This window comes from Azospirillum sp. TSO5 (assembly GCF_003116065.1).
Lineage (GTDB): Bacteria > Pseudomonadota > Alphaproteobacteria > Azospirillales > Azospirillaceae > Azospirillum.
Window position 1 is genome coordinate 35564 of the sequence record NZ_LGQY01000026.1, and the last position, 25406, is coordinate 60969.

The window sequence follows — 25406 nt, forward strand, 5'->3', positions numbered from 1 at the left end:
CGAGCACTTGAAGGGTTTCCACCTTAAATAATCAGGTCTGCACACAATTTTCGTGTGTGGGAGAGTTGGTGGTGACGGAGCGCTTCGGAGGTTGAGGATTTCTGCGCTGTTCGTGCCGGTGATCCGGAGGTGCCGATGTGGGACGTCCCACAAAGCGTTAGGCTGCTCCCCTACCCCATTGATGTGTATGATGGACAATCCGTTCCGCAGAGGTCCGACCAGAATGAGCGACAACTTCTTCGACATCGCCGCCGCCCGTTTTCCCGCCGATGCCGACAGCAGCTTCATCGAGCTGGAGTCCGGCCGCCGCTACAGCTACTGCGACCTGATGGAGATCAGCGGCCGGTATGCCCGGCTGCTGGCGGAACTGGGCGTCGTCAAGGGTGACCGTGTCGCCGTGCAGGTGGAGAAGTCTCCGGAGGCGGTCTTCCTCTATCTCGCCTGCCTGCGCGCCGGTGCCGCCTATCTGCCCCTGAACACCGCCTATACGAAGGCCGAGGTCGGCTATTTCCTGGGCGATGCCGAGCCGAAGGTCTTCGTCTGCACGCCGGGCAACGAGGCGACGCTGGCCGATACCGCCAAGGGCGCCGGGGTGGGCACGCTGCTGACGCTGGGCACCGGCTGCGACGGCAGCTTGGCCGACCGGGCGGCGGGGTTGGAACCGAAGTTCGACACGGTTCCTTGCGCGGCGGACGATCTGGCGGCGATCCTCTACACCTCCGGCACCACCGGGCGGTCGAAGGGGGCGATGATGAGCCACCGCAACCTGTCCTCCAACGCCGCCACCCTGCACCGCATCTGGGGCTTCCGGCCAGACGACGTGCTGCTGCACGCCCTGCCGATCTTCCACACCCATGGCCTGTTCGTCGCCACCAACTGCGTGCTGATGAACGGCACCGGCATGCTGTTCCTGGGCAAGTTCGATCCCGACGCCGTGTTCCGCCTGCTGCCGCGGGCGACCGTGATGATGGGGGTGCCGACCTTCTACACCCGCCTGCTGGCCGACCCGCGCCTGACGCGGGAGGCGGTGGCGCATATGCGGTTGTTCATCTCCGGCTCCGCTCCGCTGCTGGCCGACACCCACCGGGAGTTCAAGGAGCGCACCGGCCACGCCATCCTGGAACGCTACGGCATGACGGAGACCGGCATGCTGACCTCCAACCCGCTGGACGGCGACCGCATCCCCGGTACCGTCGGCTTCCCGCTGCCCGAGGTGTCGGTGCGGGTCGCCGACGAGAAGACCGGGGAACCGGTCGCGGAGGGCGGGATCGGCGTGCTGGAGGTGAAGGGGCCGAACGTGTTTTCCGGCTATTGGCGGATGCCGGAGAAGACGGCGCAGGAGATCCGCCCCGGCGGCTGGTTCATCACCGGCGATGTCGGCCGGATCGACGAGCGCGGCTATGTCCACATCATCGGACGCGCCAAGGATCTGGTGATCTCCGGCGGCTTCAACGTCTACCCCAAGGAGGTGGAGACGGTGATCGACGCCATCGACGGCGTGGTGGAATCGGCGGTGATCGGCATCCCCCACCCGGACTTCGGCGAGGCGGTGATGGCGGTGGTGCTGCGCCGTCCGGGGGCTGCGGTCGATGAGGCGGCGGTGGTCGGTGCCTGCAGGGAGCAACTGGCGAACTTCAAGGTGCCGAAGGCGGTGGTCTTCGTCGATGAGCTGCCGCGCAACGCCATGGGCAAGGTGCAGAAGAACCTGCTGCGCGAGGCGAACAAGGGCCGTTTCGGAGCGTAAGGGGAACGCCGGCCAGGGTCCCCAAGTTATCGCTTGTCCGCCGTCCGCGGTGGGAGCAATGCTCGGCCTCCTGCCGCGCCCTACCCCTTTCGAAGGGAGGGGTGCGGCTCCGGCTTTTTCCATGTGCGCCCGCGATGATGACCCTGTTCCGCCGTGCCGTCCTGCCGCTGGCGGCGGCCCTGCTTGCCCTGCCCGCTTCGGCCATGGCCGGCCAGCGCAGCTATGCTGCCACCCACGGCGCCGCCCCCTTCGTGACGGAGCATCTGATCCCCGGATCGGACCTCGACCTCGATCAGGTCGACCGGACCCTGCCGCAGGCGCGGGTGGTGGCGCTGACGCTCGACGACGGGCCGGATGCCAATGATCCGCACATCCTCGACATCCTGCGGGCGCATGGGGCGAAGGCGACCTTCTTCTACATCGGCGACAAGATTCCGGCGCATCACGACATCGCCAAGCAGGTGGCGGCCTCCGGCAACGAGGTCGGCAGCCACACCCAGACCCACCCGATGACCACCGACCTGAAGCCGGCGGAGCGCGAGTGGAACCTGGCGCAGGCGGAGAAGGCGCTGGCGTCGGTCGGGGTGACGGCGACGTGGTTCCGGCCGCCCTTCGGCGATGTGGACGACGCGCTGGCGGCGCTGGCGCGCCGGCATGGCATGGCGACGGTGCTGTGGACCGCCGACAGCCAGGACTGGAAGGACAGCGGTCCCGACGTGATCCGCCACCGGGTGACTGCACGGCTGATGCCCGGCGCCGTCGTGCTAATGCACAGCACCAAGGCGGCGACCGTCGCGGCGCTGCCGGCGATCCTGGAGGAGGGGGAGAGGCGAGGGCTGCGCTTCGTCACCATGAGCGAGTGGGAGGCGGCGATGCGGCAATCGGTGACGCCGGAAATGGCGCTGCTGCACCCGGCGTCGCGGCGGCGCTGAGCGCCCGCGCCGGGGTAGGGCCGGGGGGGTAGGGCCAGGGTAGGGATGCAAGGATGTCCCATCGGCGGGGGCGCCCGGCCGGTGTAGGATGGCGGCGAGCGGCCTTCATCTCTCACGGCTGCCGTTGGAAGCACCGCCATGCCCGTCGAGCCCTTCACCCTGATCCTGTCGCTGCTTCAGCAGATGTGCGTCTATCTGGTGATCGCCTATCTGCTGAGCCGCACGCCGCTGTTCCTGCCGCTGACCCATGTGACGGTGCGCTGGCCGCACAAGCTGGCCTGTTACGCGATCTTCTCGATCTTCTGCATCATGGGCACCTATTTCGGCCTGCACATCGACGACAGCATCGCCAATACCCGCGCCATCGGGGCGGTGCTGGGCGGCATCTTCGGCGGGCCGTCGGTGGGATTGGCGGTCGGGCTGACCGGGGGGCTGCACCGTTATTCGCTGGGCGGCATGTCGGCGCTGGCCTGCGCCATCTCCACCATGGCGGAGGGGCTGATCGGCGGGCTGGTCCACCGGCACATGGTGCGGCAGGGGCGGATCGAGCCGCTGTTCAACCCGCTGCGCGTCGGCGCCGTCACCTTCGTGGCGGAGGTGGTGCAGATGCTCATCATCCTGGCGGTGGCCCGGCCGTTCGAGGCGGCGATGCATCTGGTCGAGGTGGTGGCGGCCCCGATGATCGTCGCCAATACGGTGGGCGCGGCGCTGTTCATGCGCATCCTGCTGGAGCGGCGGGTGCTGGACGAGAAGCAATCCAGCGCCTTTTCCGCCAAGGCGCTGAAGATCGCCGCGCGCTGCGATGGCGTGCTGCGCGGCGGGTTCAACAGCGAGAACAGCACCCGCGTCGCCCGCATCATCTACGAGGAGACCGGTGTCGGCGCCGTCGCCATCACCGATCGGGAAAAGCTGCTGGCCTTCATCGGCATCGGCGACGACCACCATCTGCCCGGCACGCCGATCAGCTCGCCGCAGACGCATCAGGCCATCGCCAGCAATCAGGTCATCTATGCCGACGGCAACGAGGTGGCCTATCGCTGCTCGATTAGTCCGGGCTGCCGTCTGGGGGCGGCGCTGGTGATCCCGCTGGTGGGCGAGGAGGGCGGGGTGATCGGCACCATCAAGCTGTACGAGCCGCGCACCAAGATCTTCTCCACCATCAACCGCACGCTGGGGGAGGGCGTGGCGCGGCTGCTGTCCAACCAGATCCTGGCCGGCCGCTACGAGCAGCAGAAGGCGCTGCTGGCGCAGTCGGAGATCAAGCTTCTGCATGCGCAGGTCAACCCGCATTTCCTGTTCAACGCGCTGAACACCATTTCCGCCGTCATCCGCAACGATCCGGAGCGGGCGCGGCAGCTGGTGCAGAACCTGTCGACCTTCTTCCGCAAGAACCTGAAGCGGCCGAGCCAGATGGCGACGCTGGCCGACGAGGTCGAGCATGTCAGCGCCTATCTGCAGATCGAGCTGGCGCGCTTCACCGGCCGGTTGGCGGTGGAGATCGAGGTGCCGGACGATCTGCGCCACGCCCGGCTGCCGGCCTTCTCGCTCCAGCCGCTGGTGGAGAACGCGATCAAGCACGGGACGGCGCAGCTTCTGGGCGACGGGCGGGTGCGCATCGCGGCGCGGCGGGAGGGCGGCGATTTGCTGCTGTCGGTGGAGGACAATGCCGGGCTCTATGAGGCCAAGCCGGGTGGCGACGGGCTGGGGATGACCATCGTCGACCGCCGCATCCGCAACCGCTACGGTGAGGATTACGGCGTCTCGGTCGCCTGCGACCCCGATGTCGCCACCCGCGTCACTTTGCGCCTGCCTCTTGAGGAAACCGTGCCCGCATGACGGCCGCCATGAATGTCCTGATCGTCGATGACGAGCCGCTGGCGCGCGAGGAGCTGCGCCGGCTGCTGGAGGAGGCCGCCGACATCCGCATCGTCGGTGAATGCGCCAACGCCATTGAGGCGATCGGCGCCATCAACCGGCAGGCGCCCGACGTGGTCTTCCTCGACATCCAGATGCCGCGGGTCAGCGGTTTGGAGATGCTGAGCATGCTCGATCCGGAGCGGATGCCGCGCATCGTCTTCCTGACCGCCCATGACGAGTATGCCGTCCAGGCCTTCGAAGAACATGCCTTCGACTATCTGCTGAAGCCGGCCGATCCGGCGCGGCTGGAGAAGACCTTGCAGCGCCTGCGCCGGCAGCATGCGCCGCAGGAGGTGTCCGTCCTGCCGGGAGCGGCGGAGCTGCGCCACATTCCCTGCACCGGGGTCAACCGCATCACCCTGATGAAACTGGCCGATGTCGAGTATGTCGTCTCCCGCCCCGCCGGCGTCTATGTGGTGGGAGAGGATGGGCAGGAGCGCTTCACCGAACTGACCCTGCACACCATCCAGGAAAAGAGCCCGCTGTTCCGCTGCCACCGCCAGCATCTGGTCAATCCGGACCGCATCCGGGAAATCCGCTTCGTCGACGGCGGGCTGGCGGAGATTCAGACCAGCGGCGGCCATGTGGTGCCGGTCAGCCGACGCTTCCTGGGCGCGCTCAAGGAGCGGTTGGGGATGGGGTGAAGCCGGCGATTGCCCGCTCCACCGCCGCTTCGGCATGGATGGCGGTGGTGTCGAACAGGGGGACGGCGCTGTCCTCCGGCTTCACCAGCAGCATGATCTCGGTGCAGCCGAGGATGATCGCCTCCGCGCCGCGCTCCACCAGACGGGCGATGACGTCGCGGTAGGCTTGGCGGGAGGCCGCTTCGACCCGGCCCTGGACCAGTTCCTCGTAGATGATGCGGTGGACGGTGGCGCGGTCGGCGTCGTCGGGGATCAGCACCTCCAAGCCGTGGCGGTCGGCGAGGCGGCCCCTGTAGAAGTCCTGCTCCATGGTGAAGGCGGTGCCGAGCAGCCCGACGCGGCGGTGGCCGGCGGCGCGGATCCGCTCGGCGGTGGGGTCAGCGATGTGCAGCAGCGGGATGGCGACGGCGGCCTGCACCTCGGCCGCCATGCGGTGCATGGTGTTGGTGCAGATCAGCAGGAAGTCGGCGCCACCGCGCTCCAGCCGGCGGGCGGCGTCGATCATCAGGGCGGTGGCGTCGTCCCAGCGGCCGGCATGCTGCAACGCCTCGACCTCCGCGAAATCGAAGGACCACATCAGGCAGCGGGCCGAGCGCAGCCCGCCCAGCCGGTCGCGGACGCCCTCGTTGACGATGCGGTAATATTCGGCGGAGCTTTCCCAGCTCATGCCCCCGATCAGTCCGATCACTTTTTGCGACATCGGGCGGGTCTCCTGCCTTGGTGGGTGGGACACTTGGAACGCCGTGAAACGGTTTTCGGTCTGCTGTTCACCTGTTCAGCAACTGCCGGCCGACGACGCTTTCTTCCTAACACGGGACCGCTGAAGCGGGTAGAGCGGGATGAAACGGGCCATTCGAGTCCTCCGGGCATGACCAAATGGCCGCCGCCGGTGTTACCCGGGGGAGAAGGTCCGGGACGGGAGGGCGGCGATGGGCGGCGTGCGGCGGTGGTGGGGGATTGTGGTCGATGCGGCGTATGGCTGGATGAACGACGATGCGATGAGCATGGCGGCGTCCATCGCCTTCTACACCATCTTCTCGCTGGCGCCGCTGGCGATCCTGGTGATCGCGCTGGCCGGGCTGGTGTTCGGCGACGAGGCGGCGCGCGGCGCGCTGATCGAGCAGCTTACCGCGCTGGTCGGGCGCGACGCCGGCCAGACGGTGCAGGATTTGATCGCGCGTGCCGGCGCGCGGGAGACCGGAATCGTCGCCAGCGTCATCGGCATCGGCACCATCCTCGTCGGCGCCACCACCGTCTTCGTCGAGCTGCAGACCGCGCTGAACCGCATCTGGCGGGTGGCGGCGCCTCAGGAATCGACCATCACATGGCTGGTGCGGGTCCGGCTGAAGGCGCTGGCGCTGATCGGTGCCATCGGCTTCCTGCTGATCGTGTCGCTGGTGGTCAGCGCGGCGCTGGCGGCGGCCGGCCGCTGGGCCGCCGGCTATTTGCCGGCGATGCCGTCGCTGCTGTGGCTGTTCGACGTGGTGACATCCTGGGCGGTGCTGACCGGTCTGTTCGCGATGATTTACCGCATCCTGCCCGACACCTACATCCGCTGGACCGACGTCTGGCTGGGGGCGGCGGCCAACGCCTTCCTGTTCGCTGTCGGCAAGTTCCTGATCGGCTTCTACATCGCCACCAGCGGGGTGGTGTCGGTCTATGGCGCGGCCGGGTCCTTCGTGCTGATCCTGCTGTGGGTCTATTATTCGGCGGTGATCTTCCTGTTCGGCGCGGAACTGACCCGCGCCTATTCGGAGCGCAGCGGCAGCCGGGCACGGATGCCGGGGCTTAACCCTGAGGCGGGGCCTGGGGTAGGCCCTGGGGTAGGGGAGGGGACTACCGCCCGCAGCAGCCGCGTCCCAGAGTCATCAGGATCTGCCGTGCCTTGAAGGACCGCTCGTCGAGCGGCTCCTCGTCCGGGGCGAGGCGGGCCTGGGCCTCGCGGTAGCGGTCGTAGGAGTCGTCGTTGAACAGACGACGCAGATTGGCGAGGACCTTGCGCAGGGGCGGGTGGGGGCAAGGAGTGTCCATCGGAGACCTCTGGCGGGAGCCGGCGTTGTGGGACGTCCCACGTTAGCGCCGTTGCCGCACGCGCCGGGCCGGTTTCCGGCGAGCGGCGGTTTGATCGCCTGAGCGGCGCATTTCGGGGCTTGAGCGGTTCCCTGCTCGTCCCGTCACCGCGGTCCTCGTGATTCTCCGACTAGCCAGTCGACGAAGCCGGCAATCAGGTTTCCGGCATCGGCCTGACGTGGAACAAGGGCGACATATCCCGTCCTCGGAACCCGGATCTCGGGCAGCGGAGTCATCAGCTTGCCGTTGGCGACGTCGATGTCGAGCATCGGCAGCGGGCCGATCCCGATGCCAAGCCCATCCTCCACCGCCTGACGGGTTACGTAAAAGTGATCGAATATCTGGCGGGGATGCCCGGCAAGATGCTGGAGCCCTGCGGCCTCGAGCCAGCCGCTCCAATCGCCTGGGCGGGTTTCGCTTGCGAGCAGGGTGTGCCCCTCGATGTCGGCGGGCTGGTGGATCGGCCGCCGCGCGAACAGCGCCGGGCTCATGATCAGCGTGTCAACATCGTCCAGCACTGGAACGATGCGATGCTGGGGCCACACATGCTCCCGCGCGACGCCGCGCCGGATCGCCACGTCGACGCCGCCGCGTAACTCCTCAAGCACTGTCGAAACCGTCGTGACCGCCACCTCGACCTGCGGATGGTCGGCGTGATAGCGATTGAGCCGTGGGATCAGCCAGCGCATCGCGAAGCTGGTCGGGGCGCTGACACGCAGGATACGGCGCGCGTCGGGCCGGCCGCAGGCTTCCGCCGCGACGGCCAGCCGGTCGAAGGAAAGACCGACCTCCGCGGCGAAGACCCTCGCCATCGGCGTCGCGACCATGCGGCGCCCGTCCTTCATGAAGAGCCTTTGCCCGAGCCAGCCTTCGAGCGTGGCGATCTGCCGGCTCACCGCGCCATGGGTGAGGCCGAGTTCAGCCCCGGCCTCGGCATAGCTGCCGGTCCGGGCCGCGACCTCGAAGATGCGCAGGGCGTTCAGGGGAGGAAGGCGGCGCATGGGCTATCGGTGGGGCGATCCGTGAGGAAAAGGAACGGTATCCGTGATTCAAAGCATACTAGTCGATGAATTTTCACACGCATAGCATGCCTTCCCAATGAGACCAGCCGGGCAATGCCTGTGGCGCCTCCGGGAAAGCCATTGAAGATGAAGCCGAGACAGTGGTGGACAGAGAAAAGAAAGAGCCTGACGAGCGCGTGCCTTGCCCATGCGGTGCATGACGGATACACCGACGCCCTGTATGTCTTCCTGCCGGTGTGGCAGGCGCAATTCGGCCTTTCCTATGCGGCGCTTGCGATTGTCCGCGCTCTCTATTCCGGAACGATGGGAGGCCTACAGATCCCGGCCGACCGGGCCCTTCGCGGCCTGTCGCCGCGGGCGGCGCTGATCCTATCGACCGTCCTCGCGGCGGCGGGCTTGCTGATCATGGCGTTGCCGCTCGGCTTCGCCGGTCTGTGCGTCGGCCTCGTCGTCGCCGGCATCGGATCGAGCATCCAGCACCCCTGCGGTTCGATGCTCGTCACCGTCAGTTACGGCTCGGCATCGCGGCATCCGCTCGGCATCTACAATTTTTCAGGCGATCTCGGGAAAGCCGCCCTGCCGGCGCTCGTCGCGGTGTTGTTGCCGACGTTCGGCTGGCAGCCGGTGCTGGGGCTGATGGCGGCGATCGGACTCGTCCTGTCGCTTGCCCTGCTGCCGCTGGCGCCGGCGGTTCCCATCGTGAGGGCCGCCAAGACGGGGACCAAGGCGGGGCAAGGCCGCGGCGGCTTCGGCATCCTGACGGTGATCGGCGCGCTCGATACGGCGACCCGCATGGGCTATCTGCTGTTTCTGCCCTTCCTCATCCATGGCCAGGGCGGTGATACCGCGACTGTCGGCCTCGCCCTTGCCCTGCTGTTCATCGGCGGCGCGCTGGGAAAGGCGACATGCGGCCTGCTCGGGGAGCGGTTGGGGGTCGTCGGCAGCGTCATGGTGACCGAAGCCGCCACGGCTGTGCTGATCGCGGCGACGCTGTTCACGTCGCTGACGCCGACGCTGATCCTGCTGCCGCTGCTCGGCATCGTGCTCAACGGCACCTCTTCGGTGCTTTACGGCACCGTGCCGGAGCTTTCCAACGGCGATACCGGCCGGGCCTTCGCGGTCTTCTACACCAGCGTCATCGGTTCCGGCGGGCTGGCCCCGATCCTTTACGGTGCAATCGCCGACCACAGCAGCCAGACGACCGGCGTGCTGGCCTCGGCGGCGACCGCCGCCCTGATCGTTCCGCTCGTCCTGATGCTGAGGCCCCATCTGGGTGCCGCTGTTCCCCGCCCTGCCTGAACGCCCCGCAACCACTTGGAGAGTCTTGCCATGACCACCGAATCCCAGGCGCCGCTGATTCTGATAACGGGTGGCGGGCGTGGCATGGGCGCCGCGACCGCAAGGCTCGCCGCCGCCGAGGGTTACGATGTCGCCATCAGCTTCGTCGCCGACGAGGCCGCCGCCCATGCCGTGGTAGCGGATGTCGAAGCCTTCGGGCGCCGGGCATTGGCCGTGCGCGCCGACAGTGCGGATCCGGCGCAGGTCGCCGCGCTGTTCGCCGCAATCGACCAGGAATTCGGCCGGATCGACGTCCTGGTCAACAACGCTGCGGTGCTCGCGCGCCAGTGCCGGACCGAGGATCTCGGCTTCGAGCGGATGCAGCGCATCTTCGCGGTCAATGCGATCGGCCCGATCCTCTGCGCCCAGCAGGCGGCCAAGCGCATGTCGCATCGCCATAACGGCCGGGGCGGCGTGGTCATCAACATCTCGTCGGCATCGGCCCGGCTCGGCAGCCCGAACGAATATGTCGACTATGCCGCCTCCAAGGGCGCTCTGGAGACCTTCACCATCGGCTTCGCCAAGGAGGTCGCGCGGGACGGCATCCGCGTCAACTGCATCCGCCCCGGCCACATCTACACCGACATGCATGCGAGTGGCGGGGAGCCGGGGCGGGTGGATCGCGTCAAGGATTCGATCCCGATGGGACGGGGCGGCCAGCCCGAGGAGGTCGCGCGGGCGATCCTGTGGCTGGCGAGCGCCGAGGCCTCCTTCATCACCGGAACCTTCCTCGACGTTACCGGCGGCAAATGACCGGCAGGAGGGAGCCTGAGCGGCGCCGCTCGCCCCCTGCCGGCTGCCGCTTAGCACCTCCCGGCTGCCGCTCGCGGCATTCCACCCCACGGGGGTAAGCGGCAGGCGTACACCGGCGGCATATCCTTCTCAGGAGAGCCGTCATGGATCACGCCCTAACCTTTGTGATCGCGACACTCTGCATTCTTGCGCTCTGCTACCGCTTTTACGGCGTGTTCTTCGTGCGCAAGGTTCTCCGTGCCGACGATTCGGAAGTCACCCCGTCCCATATGCTGGCGGACGGCCGTAACTATGTGCCCACCAAGAAGTGGGTGAATGCCGGGCAGCATTTCGCCGCCATTGCCGCCGCCGGCCCGCTGGTCGGTCCGGTGCTGGCCGCCCAGTTCGGCTATCTGCCGAGCTTCCTGTGGCTGCTGATCGGCTGCGTCATCGGCGGCGCGGTGCACGACACCGTCGTGCTGTTCGCCTCGATGAAGCACAAGGGACAGTCGCTGTCCGAAGTCGCCAAGGCCGAACTCGGCCCGGTGGCCGGCTGGTGCACCGGTCTGGCGATGCTGTTCATCATCACCATCACCATGGCCGGCCTGTCGATGGTCGTCGTCCATGCGCTGGAACGCAACGCCTGGGGCACCTTCGCGGTGTTCATGACGATCCCGATCGCCATCGCGCTCGGCCTTTACGAGCGGGTCACCGGCTCGTCCAAGGGCGCCACCCAGATCGGCATCGCCGCCATCGCCGCCTCGGTCTTCGCTGGTCCCTACATCCAGGGCACCATGGTCGGCGAGTGGCTGACGCTGCATGCCGAAACCGTGGCGATCGCCCTGCCGGTCTATGCCTTCTTCGCCACCGCCCTGCCGGTGTGGATGCTGCTGACTCCGCGCGGCTACCTGTCGAGCTTCATGAAGATCGGCGTGTTCGGCGCGCTGGTCGTCGGCGTCGTCTTCATCAACCCGGAAATCCGCTTCCCGGCCCTGACCGACTTCATCCATGGCGGCGGCCCGGTGCTGAACGGCCCGGTCTGGCCCTTCATCTCGATCACCATCGCCTGCGGCGCCATCTCCGGCTTCCATGCCTTCATCGGGTCGGGCACCACGCCCAAGCTGATCGACAAGTGGAGCGACATCCGTCCGGTGGCCTTCGGCGGCATGCTGGCGGAATGCCTGGTCGGCGTCATGGCGCTGATCGCCGCGACCTCGCTGCATCCGGCCGATTACTTCGCCATCAACTCCGCGCCGGCCGCCTTCAAGGCCCTGGGCATGGATGTGGTGGACCTGCCGCGGCTGAGCCAGGACATCGGTCTCGACCTCTATGGCCGGACCGGCGGTGCGGTGACGCTGGCGGTCGGCATGACCGAGATCTTCACCCGCGTGCCGTGGTTCAACAGCCTCGCCTCCTACTTCTTCCAGTTCGTCGTGATGTTCGAGGCGGTGTTCATCCTGACCGCCGTCGACAGCGGCACCCGCGTCGCCCGTTACCTGCTTCAGGATCTGTTGGGCGACCTCTATGCCCCGATGAAGCGGCTGGACTGGGTCCCGGGTTCGATCATCGCCAGCGTCATCGCCTGCGTGGCCTGGGGGTATCTGCTGACCTCGGGCGACATCAACTCGGTCTGGGCCCTGTTCGGCGTGTCGAACCAGCTGATGGCCTCGGTCGGCCTGATCATCGGCGCCACCATCATCCTGCGGCTGGCCCAGAAGCGGATCTACATGCTGACCTGCCTGGTCCCGCTGGCCTACCTGTTCGTGACTGTGAACGTCGCCGGCTACTGGATGATCGCCAACGTCTATCTGAACAAGGCCGCCAAGGGCTACAACCCCTTCAACGCCGGCATCTCGATCATCATGCTGGTGCTGGGCTTCATCATCCTGATCGCCGCCTTCCGCAAGTGGAAGGAACTGCTGCAGGCCCGCGCCATCGAGGTTCCGATGGTCGCCACCCCGGCCGAATGACGGTTCCAGTGTCGTAAAAAGCGAACGGGTCCTGTGGAGTGTTCCACAGGACCCGTTCGCTTGTCTGTTTGGAGAGGGGAGGCGGGGGGGGGCGGTCAGGCCGCGACGCGCTCTTCCTCTGCGTCCACCGCCACCGGCGGAATCCAGGGGATCAGGTCCCGCCCGGTGTTGGCGAGGCGCCTCGGCTCGATCCGGCCGATGACGCGGGTGCCTTCCTTGGCGATGCGCAGGATGTCGCCATCCTCCGGAACCAGGGCGCGCTCGACGCCGCAAGTGCGGGCGAGGCGGGCGTGGGCTTCCATATGCTCGATGGTGCCATGGACCGGCACGGCGAAGCGGGGGCGGACCAGACCATACATGCGGGCGAGGTCGTCGCGCTTGGGGTGGCCGGAGACATGGACCGGCGCATCGGCCGGGGTGACGATCTCGACGCCCATGCCGCGCAGATGCGCGTGGATGTCGGCCAGCACCTCCTCGTTGCCGGGGATGGCGCGGGCGGAGAAGATGACGGTGTCGCCCTCTTCCAACCAGAGGTCGCGGTGCTCGTTGCGGGCCAGACGGCTGAGCGCCGCCCGCTCCTCGCCCTGGCTGCCGGTGCACAGGAACACGAGGTTCTCGCGCGGGGTCCAGGACGCCTCGCGGACATCCATGAAGTCCGGCACATGGTCGAGATAGCCGCAGGCCTGCGCCGCCTTTTCCATGCGCAGCATGGAGCGGCCGACCAGAACCACCTTGCGCCCGACCGCCGCCGCCGCTTCCGCCACCGCGGTCATGCGGGCGACGTTGGAGGCGAAGCCGGTCACGGCGATGGCACCCGAACGGTTGGCGAAGGCGCCGATCAGGCCGGCGCGGGCGTCGGCCTCCGAGCCGGTGGAGCCGGGCACGTCGGCGTTGGTGCTGTCGCACATCATGGCGAGCAGCCCTTCGTCGCCCAGGCGCTTCAGCGCGGCGAAATCGGTGCTGCGGCCGACCAGCGGGTTGGGATCGAACTTCCAGTCGCCGGTGTGCAGGACCGTGCCGGCCGCCGTGCGGATCGCCAGCGACATCGGTTCGGGGATCGAGTGGGTGACGGCGATGGTCTCGATCCGGAAGGGACCGATGGTCAGCGTGTCGCCGATCTCGAAGGTCTGCACCTTGGCGGCGCGGTGTGCGCCCTTTTCCTTCAGCCGGTCCCGGATGATGTGAGAGGCGAAGGGGCTGGCATAGATCGGGCAGCGCAGGCGCGGCCACAGATGGTGGATCGCGCCGATATGGTCCTCGTGCGCATGGGTCACCACGAGGCCGACGACGTCCTGCATCCGTTCTTCGATGAAGGCCGGATCGGCCATCAGGCTGTCGATGCCCGGCGCCTCGTCGCCCATGAAGGCGACGCCGGCGTCGACGATCAGCCATTTGCCGGCGTGACCGTAGAGCGCCATGTTCATGCCGATGCGGGAACAGCCGCCCAGCGGAAGGAACAGGATCTCGTCCTTTCCCGGGATCGGGCCGGTGGGGCCGCCGCCATGGACTGGAATGGTCGCCGGGCGGGAGCCGTCGAAGTCGTCACGCGGACGCGGGTTGCGATTGCGTGCGCGGTTGTTCGGCGCCATCCGGCGCCGCTTTGAATCAAACGTCATGCCTCTGTCGTACGTCTCACTTAGGCCGGCATTCGACGCTGCCGGACGGGCGTGCATCGCTCGTCGATGCGGATCTCGGGGGTGGGAGGGACCCGGCCGGAGGCGCCTTGTCGGCGGCCGTCGGACGGCTGGGATTGAATGTTTCGTGAAGGCTTATGTGGGGAAAGGAGGACGTACGTCAAGGGCGTGCGTAAAAAGTCACACGAAATGGTGGGGCATTGCTGGGATGCGTGGGGGAGGAGGGGGGGCGCGCAGGCGCCCCCGGCGCTCCGTCAATGATTGTCGCGCGGGATCCCCATCGTCTGCGCCACGCGCTGGTACTTGACCGCCGGCTTCAGGACCATGCCCTCGTCCAGCTGGTCGACGATGCCGCGCTGGATTTCCTGCCACGGCGTCTGCGACGGCGGGGCGGGGTAGCCGCCGGCGGCCTCCAGGGCGGCGCGGCGGTCGGCGAGTTCGGCTTCGGAGATCAGGATGTCGGCGCTGCCGCGGCGCAGGTCGATCCGCACGCGGTCGCCGGTGCGCAGAACGCCGAGATTGCCGCCGGCCGCCGCTTCCGGGGCGGCGTTGAGAATCGACGGGGAGCCCGAGGTGCCGGATTGGCGGCCGTCGCCGATGCAGGGTAGGGAGTGGATGCCCTGCTTGATGAGGTCGGCGGGGGGCCGCATGTTCACCACCTCGGCCGCGCCGGGGTAGCCGATGGGGCCGGCGCCGCGGATGACCAGGATGGTGTAGGCGTCGATGCCCAGCGACGGGTCGTCGATGCGGTGGTGATAGTCCTCCGGACCGTCGAAGACGACGACCTTGGCTTCGAAGGCTTCCGGGTCCTTCGGGTTGGACAGGTAGCGCTCGCGGAACTCGTCGGAGATCACGCTGGTCTTCATGATGGCGGCGTTGAACAGGTTGCCGCGCAGCACGACGAAGCCGGCGTTGATCTTCAGCGGGTCGTCGATCGGGTGGATGACGCGGGTGTCGAGGATCTCGGTGTTGCGGCAGTTCTCGCCGATGGTGCGGCCATTGACGTTGGGGGCGTCCTCGCGGATCAGGCCCTTGGTCATCAGCTGCCCGACCACGGCGGGCACGCCGCCGGCGCGGTGGAAGTCCTCGCCCAGATATTCGCCGGCCGGCTGGAGGTTGACCAGCAGCGGGATGTCCAGCCCGTGGGTCTGCCAGTCGTCCACCGTCAGCGGCACGCCGATGTGCTTGGCGATGGCGTTGATGTGGATCGGCGCGTTGGTCGAGCCGCCGATGGCGGAATTGACGACGATGGCGTTGAGGAAGGCGTCGCGGGTCAGGATGTCCGACGGCTTGATGTCCTGGCGCACCATCTCGACGATGCGCTTGCCCGTCTCATAGGCGGCCTGCTGGCGCTCGCGATAGGGAGCCGGGATGGCGGCGGAACCGGGGAGCTGCATGCCCAGCACCTCCGCCAGCGAATTCATCGTGGAGGCGGTGCCCATCGTGTTGCAGTAGCCGGTCGAGGGGGCGGACGACGCCACCAGCTCGATGAAGCCCTGATAGTCGATCTCGCCGGCCGCCATCATCTGGCGGGCCTTCCACACGATGGTGCCGGAGCCGGTGCGCTCGCCGCGGAACCAGCCGTTCAGCATCGGGCCGACCGACAGGGCGATGGCCGGGATGTTGACGGTCGCCGCCGCCATCAGGCAGGCCGGGGTGGTCTTGTCGCAGCCGATGGTCAGCACCACGCCGTCGAGCGGGTAGCCGTGCAGAACCTCGACGAGGCCGAGATAGGCGAGGTTGCGGTCGATCGAGGCGGTCGGCCGCTTGCCGGTTTCCTGGATCGGGTGGACCGGGAACTCGATGGCGATGCCGCCGGCGGTGCGGATGCCTTCGCGCAGGCGTTCGGCCAGCACCAGATGGTGGCGGTTGCAGGGGCTGAGGTCGGATCCGGTCTGGGCGATGCCGATGATCGGGGCGCCGGACTGCAACTCCTCCCGCGTCAGGCCGAAGTTCAGGTAACGCTCCAGATAGAGCGCGGTCATGTCGGGGTTGGCGGGGTTGTCGAACCATGCGCGCGAACGCAGACGCCGTTCTGAACCGTCGGCATTGGCGGGGAAGGGGGGCTTCGTCTCGGACATATCGGCACCGGTTTCAGGTTGGGGCGCGGAGCGGATGGCTTGGCGCCGGAGTTGGGTTTGCGTCTCGTTGTGGTGGATCAGGCCGCGCGCATGTCGGCCAGGAAGCGCGACACGCAGCCGCGCAGGTCGTCGGCCTCGCCGGACAGGCCGTCGGCGGCGGATTTGACCTGACGCGAGGCGTCGCTGGTGGCCTGGAAGGCGTGGGTCACGCCGGTGATGTTGTCGCGGACATCCTGGGTGCCGCGGGCGGCGAGCTGGATGCTGCCGCTGATCTCCTGGGTGGCGGCCCGCTGCTCGCCGATGGCGGAGGCGATGGTGGTGGAGACCTCGTTGACCTCGCCGATCACCTTGGTGATCTCGGTGATGGCGCCGGCCGCCTCGCTGCTGACGCGCTGGACGGCGGCGATCTGGGTCTCGATCTCCTCGGTCGCCTTCGCCGTCTGGGCGGCGAGGCTCTTGACCTCGTTCGCCACCACGGCGAAGCCGCGTCCCGCCTCGCCGGCCCGTGCCGCCTCGATGGTGGCGTTCAGCGCCAGCAGGTTGGTCTGGGCGGCGATGGAGCCGATCAGCTGCACCACGTCGCCGATCTGGCGGGCGACGCCGGTCAGGCTGCGCACCGTCTCGTCGGTGATGCGGGCGATGCCGACCGCCTGCTCGGTCACCTGGGCGCTGTGGGCGACATGCTGGCTGATGGCGGCGATGGAGACGGCCAGTTCCTCGGCGGCGGCGGCCACAGTCTCGACGCTGCCGGTGGTCTCGCCGGAGCTGCGGACGGCGTCGCCGGCCAGACGGCTGGTCTCGTCGGTGGTCGACTGGATGGAGTGGGCGGTCGATTGCAGCTGGGATGCTGCGCTGGCGACGCGGCCCAGCGTGCTTTCCACCATGCGCTCGAACTCCAGGGTCAGGCGGTCGATGCGCTCGCCGCGGCGGACGCGGGCCTCATGCTCGGCGGCCTTGTCGGCGGCCATGCGGTCGGCCTCGATCAGGCCGGCCTGGAAGACCTGCACCGCCTTGGCCATGCCGCCGATCTCGTCGCGGCGGTCGAGGCCGGGGATGGCGACGGAGCGGTCGCCGCCGGCCAGCCGGGTCATGGCGTCGGTCATGGCGACCACCGGGCGCGACAGGCTGCGGGCGATCAGCACCGCGGCGGCGAGGCCGAGGATCAGGCCGGCGGCCGAGGCGAGCACCATCGCACTGCGGTAGCCGGCGATGTCGGCGGTGGTGTCGGCGCGCAGCTGCTGTTCGTCGGCGATGCCCTGGTCGGTCAGGGCGCGGGCCTGCTCGCCGATGGCGGTGCCGAGCGGGGTTAGGGTGCCGGTGACCAGGGCGTCGCGGCGCTGCGTCGTCTCCACCAGCCGGTCGAAGCCGGCGGCATAGCCGTCGAGCGTCTTCAGGAAGGCGGCGACCAGCCCGCGCAGGGCGGGGTCGGTCAGCGTCTTCGCCATGGTGTCGCCATTCTGGGCGGCGGTCTTCAGCTCGGTCTTCGTCGCGGTGGCGAGGCCGGCCGTGCCCTCCCCCTGGAAGCGGGCGGCGACGGTGCGGGCGGCCTGGACATGCATCGCCGCCTGGGCGGCGAGGTTCAGCGCCTCGACATTGCCGCTGCCCTTGGCGTTGGTCAGGATGGTGCTGAGCATGGTCTGCAGCTTCGACCCGTATTTCGCGACCTCGGCCACCGCCTCGCTGCGCTGGGCATGGGCGGCGCGGACGGCGGCGAAGCTGTCGCCATATTGGGCGACGCGGGCCTTCATCTGCTGGACCGCCATCTGCTGGGGGGCGGTGTCGCCGCTGCCGGACAGGCGCTGGTCGACGGCGGCGACGAGGGTCGCGGCCTCCGCCGAGAGGGAAGCAACGGCGTCGGCGTCCTCGTCGCGGCCGTTCAGCAGGAAGGCGGTGGTCTTCAGGCGCATGTCCAGCATCAGCGTCTGCATGCGGCCGAGATCGACCACCTGTTCCGCCAGCACGCCGTTGCGGCGCACCACCGTCTCCGTCTCCGACAGGGCGTTGATGCCCACCCCGGCGACGGCGGCGAGGAACAGCAGGATTCCGGCGCTGCCGGCGGTGATCCGGTGGCCGATGCGGGTGCCGATTTGCACGCGGGTGGCGATGGACATGCGGGGAACCTCCCTGTTGCCGGACCCTCTTCCGGGGCCTTCTACCAGTCGAAGGAGTCGGTGCGGTGCCAGCGCCCGACCATGCAGGCGTCGGCGACCAGCGACAGCGGACGGGCGTCGACGTCGCTCGCCCCTTCGCCGATCAACCGGTGGAAGTGGCGGTAGATGCGCTGGTATTCGGTGTCGGGCTCGGCCAGGACCGGGACGCCGTCCACCAGCAGGCGGGTGCCGCCATGGGTGAGGTCGAGACGTCCGTCGGCCGTGTCCATGACGATCGACCAGGTCTGCTCGCCCTGCTGGAGGAAGTCGAAGTCGGCGGTGACGCGGCCGATGCGGGAACCGGGGGCGGCACCCATCTCCAGCGTCGCGGCGATCGGCGTGTCGCGGTTGGCCGGGACATGCAGGTCGGCCGAGCGGACGAAGACCGGGGCGGGCAGGATGTCGGTCAGGATCGACAGGGCGTTGATGCCGGGATCGAAGACGCCGAAGCCGCCGGCGGCGAAGATCCAGTCCTGGCCCGGATGCCAGCGCCGCACATCCTCCTTCCAGGTGATGGCGACGCTGCGGATGGTGGCATCGGCCAGTCGGAGGCGGGTTTCCTCGACCGCCGGGTTGAACTGCGAATGCCAGGCGGTGAACAGGGTGCGGCGGGCGGATTCTGCCTCCGCCACCAGATCGTGAAGCTCCGACAGGGTGGCGGCGGGCGGCTTCTCGATCAGCACATGCTTGCCGGCGCGCAGGGCCTCCACCGTCAAGCCGTGGCGCACGGCAGGCGGGGTGCAGAGCGCCACGGCGTCGAGGCCGGGCAGGGCTGCCAGCATCTCCGCCTGGGAGCGGAAGGTCGGAACGCCTTCGGTGCCGGCGCCGTCCGGGCTGACCACGGCGGCGAGTTCGAACAGGCCGGTGGCGGCGATAGCCGGGATGTGCTGGTCGCGGGCGATCTTGCCCAAGCCGACGAGACCGAGGGTGGGGAGCGTCATGGCGGTAAGTCCGGTCGGGGCGGAAAGCCTCAGGCCTTGCCCTTGTTGTAGACGTCGAAGCAGACGGCGGCGAGGAGGACCAGGCCCTTGATGACCTGCTGCCAGTCGATGCCGATGCCGACGATCGACATGCCGTTGTTCATCACGCCCATGATGAAGGCGCCGATCACCGCACCAGTCACCCGCCCGACACCGCCCGAGGCAGAGGCGCCGCCGATGAAGCAGGCGGCGATCACGTCCAGCTCGAACGAAACGCCGGCCTTCGGCGTGGCGGTGTTGAGGCGGGCGGCGAAGATCAGCCCGGCCAGCGCCGCGAGAACGCCCATGTTGACGAAGGTGTAGAAGGACAGGCGGCGGGTATCGATGCCCGACAGCTTGGCCGCCTTCTCGTTGCCGCCCAGCGCGTAGATGCGCCGGCCGATGGTGGTGTCGCGGGTGACGAAGGCGTAGAGGCCGATCAGCAGCGCCATGATGATGAGGACGTTCGGCAGCCCTTTGTAGGTCGCCAGCAGCCAGCCGACATAGGCGACCACCGCGAACAGGCCGGCGCTCTTCAGCACGAACAGGACCAGCGGCTCCTGCTCGATGGCGAAGCGGTGGCGGCGGATGCGGGCGGCGACGCTGAAGGCGATCAGGATGGCCGGCGTCGCGATGCTCAGCAGAAGCGTGGTGGTGTGGAAGCCGGTGGTGCCGAAGACGTCCGGGATGAAGCCGGAGCTGAGGCGCTGGAACTCCACCGGGAAGGGGCCGACGGACTGGCCGGCCAAGAGCGCGAGGCTGAGGCCGCGGAAGACCAGCATGCCGGCCAGCGTCACGATGAAGGACGGGATGCGGAAATAGGCGACCCAGTACCCTTGTGCCGCGCCGATGGCGGCGCCCGCCATCAGGCTGACGATGGCGGTGGGGATGAAGTGCCAGTGGAACTGCACCATCAGGATGGCGGCCAGCGCGCCGATGAAGCCGACGATGGACCCGACCGACAGGTCGATGTGCCCGGCGACGATCACCAGCAGCATGCCCAGCGCCATGATGACGATGTAGCTGTTCTGCAGGACGAGGTTGGTCAGGTTCAGCGGCTGCAGCAGCGTGCCGTTGGTCATGTATTGGAAGAACGCAACGATCGCCAGCAGCGAGATCAGCATGCCGTAATCACGCATGTGGCTCTTCAGGAACTTGGCCATCGAAGCCTGGCGGGACGGCGCGGCGGGCATGTTCAGTTCGACGCTCATTGCAGGGACTCCCGGACGGCTGCTGCCGGAGAATTGGCCGGAGAATTGGCTGGTGATCTGGAGGCGGAGGACATGATGGCGTGCATGATCTTTTCCTGGCTGGCTTCCGCCGCCGGCATCTCGGCGACCAGCGCGCCTTCGTTCATCACGTAGATGCGGTCTGCGACACCCAGCAGCTCCGGCAGTTCCGACGAGATCAGGATGACGCCGCGGCCTTCGGCCACCAGCTGGTTGACGATGGTGTAGATTTCATATTTGGCGCCGACGTCGATGCCGCGGGTCGGCTCGTCCAGGATCAGCACCTGCGGGTCGGCGAACAGCCATTTGCTGAGCACGACCTTCTGCTGGTTGCCGCCGGACAGGTTGACGGTCTGCTGGAACACGTCGGAGCAGCGGATGCGCAGGCGGCGGCGGAAGTCGTTGGCGACCTCGATCTCGCGCTCGTGGTGGATGACGCCGCGCTTGGCGACGCCGTCCAGCTTGGCCAGCGTCACGTTGTGGCGGATGTCGTTGTCCAGAACGAGGCCGTAATGCTTGCGGTCCTCGGTGGCGTAGGCCAGCCCGCTGTCCATCGCCCGGCGGATGGTCGACACGTCGATCTCGCGCCCGGCGAGGAAGGCCTTGCCGCGGATGTTGCGGCCGTAGGAACGGCCGAACAGGCTCATGGCGAATTCGGTGCGGCCGGCGCCCATCAGGCCGGCGATGCCGACAACCTCGCCCCGGCGGACATGCAGGTCGATGTCGCGCACGACGCGGCGGCCGGGATGGATCGGGTGGTCGGCGCTCCAGCCCTTCACCTCGAACAGGATGTCGCCGGGGTTGCTGGTGCGGCGGGGATAGCGGTCGGCAAGGTCGCGGCCGACCATGCCCTTGATGATGCGGTCCTGGCTGATGGGGGCGTCGTGGCAGTCCAGTGTTTCCACCGTGGTGCCGTCGCGCAGGATGGTGACGCGGTCGGCGACCTTGGCGATCTCGTTCAGCTTGTGCGAGATCAGGATGGAGGAGATGCCCTGTTCCTTGAAGCGCAGCAGCAGGGCCAGCAGGGCGTCGCTGTCGCTTTCGTTCAGGCTGGCCGTCGGCTCGTCCAGGATCAGCAGCTTGACCTCCTTGGACAGGGCCTTGGCGATCTCCACCAGCTGCTGCTTGCCGACGCCGATGTCGGTGATGAGGGTTTCGGGCGAATCGGTCAGGCCGACCGTGCGCAGAAGCTCGCGCGCGCGGGCGGTGGCGGCGATCCAGTCGATCCGGCCGCGACCCAAAAATCCACCGGGGGCCTGCTCGTTGCCGAGAAACAGGTTCTCGGTGATCGACAGCAGCGGAACCAGCGCCAGTTCCTGGTGGATGATGATGATGCCCAGCTTCTCGCTGTCGGCAATGCCGCGAAAGGCGACGGGCTGGCCGCGGAAGCGGATTTCGCCCTCGTAGGTGCCGTGCGGATAGACGCCGCTGAGCACCTTCATCAGCGTCGATTTGCCGGCGCCGTTCTCGCCGATCAGCGCGTGGATCTCCCCCTCGCGGACCGAGAGGTTGACGTTGTCGAGCGCCTTGACGCCCGGGAACGTCTTGGTGATGCCGCGCATCTCAAGAATGCTGTCCATGGATAAACCCTCGATCGCCGATCCTGCCGCCCGATCCGCTGTTGGACGGGGCGCGGGGTGAGGGTGCCGGTCGGCGCCCTCACCCCGCGCCGTTCACTCACTTGATCTGCGATTCCTTGTAATAGCCGCTGTCGACCAGGACCTGCTTCCAGTTGGAGGCGTCGACGCTGACCGGCTTCAGCAGATAGGAGGGAACCACCTTCTTGCCGTTGTCGTAGGTCTTGGTGTCGTTGACCTGCGGCTTGCGGCCGGCCAGCAGGTCGTCGACCATGCCCACCGTGACCTTCGCCAGTTCGCGGGTGTCCTTGAAGACGGTGGAGCGCTGCTCGCCCGCCAGGATCGACTTGACCGACGGCACCTCGGCGTCCTGGCCGGTGACGACCGGCATCGGCTGCTGCGGCGTCCCATAGCCGACGCCCTTCAGCGACGAGATGATGCCGATGCTGAGCCCGTCATAGGGCGACAGCACGGCGTCCAGCTTCTTGTCGCCGTAATAGGCGCTCAGCAGGTTGTCCATGCGGGCCTGGGCGACGGCGCCGTCCCAGCGCAGGGTGGACACCTTGTCCATGCCGATCTGGCCGCTCTGCACCTTCAGCTTGCCGCTGTCGATGTAGGGCTGAAGCACCGACATGGCGCCGTTGTAGAAGAAGTAGGCGTTGTTGTCGTCGGGCGAGCCGCCGAACAGCTCGATGTTGAACGGACCCTTGCCATCCTTGAGGCCGAGAGCCTTCTCGATGTAGGAGGCCTGGAGGACGCCGACCTGGAAGTTGTCGAAGGTGGCGTAGTAATCGACGTTCGGCGAATTGCGGATCAGCCGGTCGTAGGCGATGACCTTGACGCCCTGTTCCGCCGCCTTCTGCAGCACGTCGGTCAGCGTCGTCCCGTCGATGGCGGCGATCACCAGAACCTTGTCGTTCTTGGTGACCATGTTCTCGATCTGGGCGAGCTGGTTGGGGATGTCGTCCTCCGCATATTGCAGATCGGTCTTGTATCCCTTTTCCTGGAAATACTTGACCATGTTGTTGCCGTCGTCGATCCAGCGCGCCGACGACTTGGTCGGCATCGCGATGCCGACGGTCGGCTTGGTCTGGGCAAGTGCCGGCACGGCGGCGCCGGTGACGACGAGCAGGCCGACGGCGAGGCCGGCGAACTTGGAGCTGAAAGAAGACCCTTTAGGAGACGACATGGACCGGAATCCTCCCCGTTACTGCGGCACGCGATACGCCGCCCCCGCGTTCTGTGGCGCGGATGGCGTCGGACGCGATGGTTTGTGTCCCTAGCAATCCTCCGTTTTCCCATAACTGTCAAATATGATTATTCGGCAAATCGATATGCATTTAGGTATCGGCCATCACATCGCTCAGGCGGTGGCCGACACCAGGCGCATCTTGAGCTCCGACGCCGCGCGCACCGCCGACAGCACGGTGCGGGCACCCGGCGACAGCGGCCGGTCCTTCAGCCAGAAGATGCCGTAGGGTTCGACGCTGAAACGCTTGTGGAAGGGCATGATGGCGCAGCAGCCGCTGGGCGAGAACACCTGGGCCAGCGCGCGGGCGAAGACGGTGATCGACTCGGTTTCCGCCACCATCGCCATCGAGATGACGGGAGAGGCGCTTTCGATCACCCGGTGCGGCAGCCGGGCGCCTTCGGCCCGGAACAGCGCTTCCACCCGGTCGCGCAGCAGCGTGCCGACCGGCTGCAGGATCCAGGTGGCGTCGGACAGGTCGGCGGCGGTCAGCGGACGGCCCAGCTGCAGAAGGGGGTTGCCTTCGCGGCAGATGAAGCACAGCTCCTCGCTGCTGATCTCCTGATACTCGAAGGCGGTGGGGTCGAAATGGCCGGGCAGGCGGCCGATGGCGAAATCCATCACCCCCTGATGGACGCGGTCGGCCAGCACGTCGCTGGTCTCCACCGCCACGGCGACCTTCAGGTTGGGATGCTCGCGGGTCAGGCTGCTGATGACCGGCACCACCAGCTCCACCGCCGGGGCCATCACCGTGCCGATCGACACCCGGCCGCTGTGGCCGGCAAGCAGGGCGTTCAGCTCCTCCCCCGTCTCCTGCAGCTCGCTGAGGATCATCCGGGCGTGGCGGATCATGAGGCTGCCGTACCAGTTCGGCTCGATGCCGCGGCCATGGCGGTCGAACAGCTCGATGCCCAGTGTTTCCTCCAGGTCGCCCAGCAGTTTGGAGGCGGCGGGCTGCGACATGTTCAGGCTGGCGGCGGCGCGGTGCAGGTTGCGGTGTTCGTCGAGCGCCGCGAACAGCTGGAGATGGCGCAGCTTCAGCCGCGCCTTCTGGAACCAGTTCGGGGAAAAGCGTTGCTGGGTCACGGGGGGAATGCCTCCGGTCGGGCAGCGGCGTCGGGATCGGAAATGCCGGGATACGACATTTGATATCGCAAACGCCGATCTTCATATTGGACGATTATCAAGAGGCCCCTTATCGTTTGGGCCGTCAACAAATTTTGAAAAGGCCGCCGGCGAATGGCGGTCCGCCAGGGTGAGGGGGTCGAGCGGTATGGCGCAGGAAGCGCGTTGCGTCTGGCAAGCTCGGGCGCTGCTGGGGGAAGGTCCGCTCTGGTCCCCGCGGCAGGACGCCGTCTATTTCGTCGATATCCGCGGCTCCCGCATCCTGCGTCACGGCCTGTCGGACGGTTCGCAGGCAGTGTGGGATCTGGATGACGCCGCCTGCTGGCTGGTGGAGAGCGCCGACGGCGACGGCTTCATCGCCGGGCTGCGCTCGCGCCGGGTGGTCCGGCTGCGGCTGGAGTCGGGGCAGGCGACGGTTGCCGAGGAGATCGCGCGAATCGAGCCGGACATGCCGGGCAATCGGCTGAACGACGGCAAGGCCGACCGGCAGGGCCGGCTGTGGGTCGGCAGCATGGACGATGCGGAGGAGGCGCCGGCCGGCAGCTTCTACCGCATCGATCACGATGGCTCGGTCACGCGGGTCGATCAGGGCTACACCGTCGCCAACGGGCCGGCGCTGTCGCCCGACGGCCGGACGATCTACCACACCGACAGCGCGGCGCGGACGGTCTACGCCTTCGCCATCGGCGCCGACGGCGGCCTGTCTGGCAAGCGCGTCCACATCCGCTTCACCGAGGCCGATGGCTATCCCGACGGCATGACCTGCGATGCCGAGGGCGGGCTGTGGATCGCCCATTGGGACGGCGCGCGCGTCAGCCGCTTCCGTCCCGACGGGACGCTGGACCGCGTGATCGCGCTGCCGGTGTCCCGCGTCACCTCCTGCGTCTTCGCCGGTCCCGATCTGGACCGGATGTTCATCACCACCGCGGCGCACGGCCGGGACGAGGAACCGCTGGCCGGAGCGCTGTTCGAGTGCGATCCGGGCGTGCGCGGCCTGCCGGCTTGCGGGTTCGGACCCGCCTCGCGCTGAACG

The 25406-nt window shown here is 67.8% G+C and carries 20 protein-coding genes; 9 read left to right on the forward strand and 11 right to left on the reverse strand.

The window, feature by feature from the left end; genetic code table 11:
* Positions 1 to 223: 223 nt before the first annotated feature.
* The 4 genes from TSO5_RS07375 to btsR all read left to right on the forward strand — a co-directional run bounded on the left by TSO5_RS07375 (position 224) and on the right by btsR (position 5237).
* Entirely contained in the window at positions 224 to 1744 is a 1521-nt protein-coding gene (locus TSO5_RS07375; RefSeq protein WP_109150990.1) for a malonyl-CoA synthase, read from the forward strand.
* A 134-nt stretch (positions 1745 to 1878) separates the two neighbouring features.
* Positions 1879 to 2676, forward strand: coding sequence for a polysaccharide deacetylase family protein (locus TSO5_RS33620; RefSeq protein WP_109150991.1), 798 nt, complete (start codon positions 1879 to 1881; stop codon positions 2674 to 2676).
* A gap of 138 nt (positions 2677 to 2814) precedes the next feature.
* The gene (locus TSO5_RS07385) at positions 2815 to 4512 is read left to right on the forward strand and encodes a sensor histidine kinase (protein ID WP_109150992.1); all 1698 of its coding nucleotides are present in this window, start codon (positions 2815 to 2817) and stop codon (positions 4510 to 4512) included.
* A gap of 8 nt (positions 4513 to 4520) precedes the next feature.
* Positions 4521 to 5237, forward strand: a complete 717-nt coding sequence (btsR, locus tag TSO5_RS07390) for a two-component system response regulator BtsR (RefSeq protein ID WP_109151017.1) — start codon at positions 4521 to 4523, stop codon at positions 5235 to 5237.
* Here the strand turns inward: btsR and TSO5_RS07395 are convergent.
* The gene (locus TSO5_RS07395) at positions 5212 to 5937 is read right to left on the reverse strand and encodes an aspartate/glutamate racemase family protein (protein WP_109150993.1); all 726 of its coding nucleotides are present in this window, start codon (positions 5935 to 5937) and stop codon (positions 5212 to 5214) included. The two genes, btsR and TSO5_RS07395, sit on opposite strands and share 26 nt — an antisense overlap.
* Positions 5938 to 6166: 229 nt before the next feature.
* Between TSO5_RS07395 and TSO5_RS07400 the strand changes: the two genes are divergently transcribed.
* Complete coding sequence (locus TSO5_RS07400) at positions 6167 to 7126, forward strand: YihY/virulence factor BrkB family protein (protein WP_109150994.1); 960 nt, start codon at positions 6167 to 6169, stop codon at positions 7124 to 7126.
* Here TSO5_RS07400 and TSO5_RS07405 read toward each other — a convergent pair.
* The gene (locus TSO5_RS07405; RefSeq protein WP_109150995.1) at positions 7074 to 7268 is read right to left on the reverse strand and encodes a hypothetical protein; all 195 of its coding nucleotides are present in this window, start codon (positions 7266 to 7268) and stop codon (positions 7074 to 7076) included. The two genes, TSO5_RS07400 and TSO5_RS07405, sit on opposite strands and share 53 nt — an antisense overlap.
* Positions 7269 to 7411: 143 nt before the next feature.
* On the reverse strand, positions 7412 to 8308 hold the full coding sequence (locus TSO5_RS07410; RefSeq protein WP_109150996.1) for a LysR substrate-binding domain-containing protein: 897 nt from the start codon (positions 8306 to 8308) through the stop codon (positions 7412 to 7414).
* A 147-nt stretch (positions 8309 to 8455) separates the two neighbouring features.
* On the opposite strand from TSO5_RS07410, the gene TSO5_RS07415 reads away from it, so the two are divergent.
* From TSO5_RS07415 to TSO5_RS07425, 3 genes are all read left to right on the forward strand, one after another.
* Entirely contained in the window at positions 8456 to 9628 is a 1173-nt protein-coding gene (locus tag TSO5_RS07415) for an MFS transporter (RefSeq protein ID WP_109150997.1), read from the forward strand.
* Positions 9629 to 9658: 30 nt separating this feature from the next.
* Positions 9659 to 10420, forward strand: coding sequence for an SDR family oxidoreductase (locus tag TSO5_RS07420; RefSeq protein ID WP_109150998.1), 762 nt, complete (start codon positions 9659 to 9661; stop codon positions 10418 to 10420).
* A gap of 143 nt (positions 10421 to 10563) precedes the next feature.
* Complete coding sequence (locus TSO5_RS07425) at positions 10564 to 12369, forward strand: carbon starvation protein A (RefSeq protein WP_109150999.1); 1806 nt, start codon at positions 10564 to 10566, stop codon at positions 12367 to 12369.
* Between the two features lie 95 nt (positions 12370 to 12464).
* Here TSO5_RS07425 and TSO5_RS07430 read toward each other — a convergent pair whose 3' ends face one another.
* The 8 genes from TSO5_RS07430 to TSO5_RS07465 form a co-directional block, all read right to left on the reverse strand.
* Positions 12465 to 13985, reverse strand: a complete 1521-nt coding sequence (locus TSO5_RS07430) for a ribonuclease J (RefSeq protein ID WP_247870631.1) — start codon at positions 13983 to 13985, stop codon at positions 12465 to 12467.
* A gap of 272 nt (positions 13986 to 14257) precedes the next feature.
* Entirely contained in the window at positions 14258 to 16084 is a 1827-nt protein-coding gene (locus TSO5_RS07435) for an IlvD/Edd family dehydratase (protein ID WP_109151001.1), read from the reverse strand.
* Between the two features lie 77 nt (positions 16085 to 16161).
* Entirely contained in the window at positions 16162 to 18195 is a 2034-nt protein-coding gene (locus TSO5_RS07440) for a methyl-accepting chemotaxis protein (protein WP_109151002.1), read from the reverse strand.
* A gap of 41 nt (positions 18196 to 18236) precedes the next feature.
* Positions 18237 to 19175 carry a Gfo/Idh/MocA family oxidoreductase gene (locus TSO5_RS07445; RefSeq protein WP_109151003.1) on the reverse strand — a complete coding sequence of 313 codons (939 nt, stop codon included), beginning with the start codon at positions 19173 to 19175 and terminating at the stop codon, positions 18237 to 18239.
* Positions 19176 to 19204: 29 nt separating this feature from the next.
* Positions 19205 to 20404: a multiple monosaccharide ABC transporter permease gene (gene mmsB, locus TSO5_RS07450; protein ID WP_109151004.1), complete on the reverse strand. Its 1200-nt coding sequence runs from the start codon at positions 20402 to 20404 to the stop codon at positions 19205 to 19207.
* Positions 20401 to 22002 (reverse strand): multiple monosaccharide ABC transporter ATP-binding protein, encoded by a 1602-nt coding sequence (gene mmsA, locus TSO5_RS07455; protein WP_109151005.1) that lies wholly within the window; start codon positions 22000 to 22002, stop codon positions 20401 to 20403. The genes mmsB and mmsA overlap by 4 nt, the downstream gene beginning before the upstream one ends.
* A gap of 97 nt (positions 22003 to 22099) precedes the next feature.
* On the reverse strand, positions 22100 to 23188 hold the full coding sequence (gene chvE, locus TSO5_RS07460; RefSeq protein ID WP_109151006.1) for a multiple monosaccharide ABC transporter substrate-binding protein: 1089 nt from the start codon (positions 23186 to 23188) through the stop codon (positions 22100 to 22102).
* 174 nt (positions 23189 to 23362) lie between these two features.
* A complete protein-coding gene (locus TSO5_RS07465) occupies positions 23363 to 24334 on the reverse strand; it encodes a LysR family transcriptional regulator (protein ID WP_109151007.1) in 972 nt (323 codons plus the stop codon).
* A gap of 187 nt (positions 24335 to 24521) precedes the next feature.
* Between TSO5_RS07465 and TSO5_RS07470 the strand changes: the two genes are divergently transcribed.
* A complete protein-coding gene (locus TSO5_RS07470) occupies positions 24522 to 25403 on the forward strand; it encodes an SMP-30/gluconolactonase/LRE family protein (RefSeq protein ID WP_109151008.1) in 882 nt (293 codons plus the stop codon).
* Positions 25404 to 25406: the final 3 nt, after the last annotated feature.

Excerpts from the sequence above, each read along its gene's own strand:
- TSO5_RS07375 (WP_109150990.1), top strand. The coding sequence starts at position 224 with ATGAGCGACAACTTCTTCGACATCGCCGCCGCCCGTTTTCCCGCCGAT.
- TSO5_RS33620 (WP_109150991.1), top strand. The coding sequence starts at position 1,879 with ATGATGACCCTGTTCCGCCGTGCCGTCCTGCCGCTGGCGGCGGCCCTG.
- TSO5_RS07385 (WP_109150992.1), top strand. The coding sequence starts at position 2,815 with ATGCCCGTCGAGCCCTTCACCCTGATCCTGTCGCTGCTTCAGCAGATG.
- btsR (WP_109151017.1), top strand. The coding sequence starts at position 4,521 with ATGAATGTCCTGATCGTCGATGACGAGCCGCTGGCGCGCGAGGAGCTG.
- TSO5_RS07395 (WP_109150993.1), bottom strand. The coding sequence starts at position 5,937 with ATGTCGCAAAAAGTGATCGGACTGATCGGGGGCATGAGCTGGGAAAGC.
- TSO5_RS07400 (WP_109150994.1), top strand. The coding sequence starts at position 6,167 with ATGGGCGGCGTGCGGCGGTGGTGGGGGATTGTGGTCGATGCGGCGTAT.
- TSO5_RS07405 (WP_109150995.1), bottom strand. The coding sequence starts at position 7,268 with ATGGACACTCCTTGCCCCCACCCGCCCCTGCGCAAGGTCCTCGCCAAT.
- TSO5_RS07410 (WP_109150996.1), bottom strand. The coding sequence starts at position 8,308 with ATGCGCCGCCTTCCTCCCCTGAACGCCCTGCGCATCTTCGAGGTCGCG.
- TSO5_RS07415 (WP_109150997.1), top strand. The coding sequence starts at position 8,456 with ATGAAGCCGAGACAGTGGTGGACAGAGAAAAGAAAGAGCCTGACGAGC.
- TSO5_RS07420 (WP_109150998.1), top strand. The coding sequence starts at position 9,659 with ATGACCACCGAATCCCAGGCGCCGCTGATTCTGATAACGGGTGGCGGG.
- TSO5_RS07425 (WP_109150999.1), top strand. The coding sequence starts at position 10,564 with ATGGATCACGCCCTAACCTTTGTGATCGCGACACTCTGCATTCTTGCG.
- TSO5_RS07430 (WP_247870631.1), bottom strand. The coding sequence starts at position 13,985 with ATGACGTTTGATTCAAAGCGGCGCCGGATGGCGCCGAACAACCGCGCA.
- TSO5_RS07435 (WP_109151001.1), bottom strand. The coding sequence starts at position 16,084 with ATGTCCGAGACGAAGCCCCCCTTCCCCGCCAATGCCGACGGTTCAGAA.
- TSO5_RS07440 (WP_109151002.1), bottom strand. The coding sequence starts at position 18,195 with ATGTCCATCGCCACCCGCGTGCAAATCGGCACCCGCATCGGCCACCGG.
- TSO5_RS07445 (WP_109151003.1), bottom strand. The coding sequence starts at position 19,175 with ATGACGCTCCCCACCCTCGGTCTCGTCGGCTTGGGCAAGATCGCCCGC.
- mmsB (WP_109151004.1), bottom strand. The coding sequence starts at position 20,404 with ATGAGCGTCGAACTGAACATGCCCGCCGCGCCGTCCCGCCAGGCTTCG.
- mmsA (WP_109151005.1), bottom strand. The coding sequence starts at position 22,002 with ATGGACAGCATTCTTGAGATGCGCGGCATCACCAAGACGTTCCCGGGC.
- chvE (WP_109151006.1), bottom strand. The coding sequence starts at position 23,188 with ATGTCGTCTCCTAAAGGGTCTTCTTTCAGCTCCAAGTTCGCCGGCCTC.
- TSO5_RS07470 (WP_109151008.1), top strand. The coding sequence starts at position 24,522 with ATGGCGCAGGAAGCGCGTTGCGTCTGGCAAGCTCGGGCGCTGCTGGGG.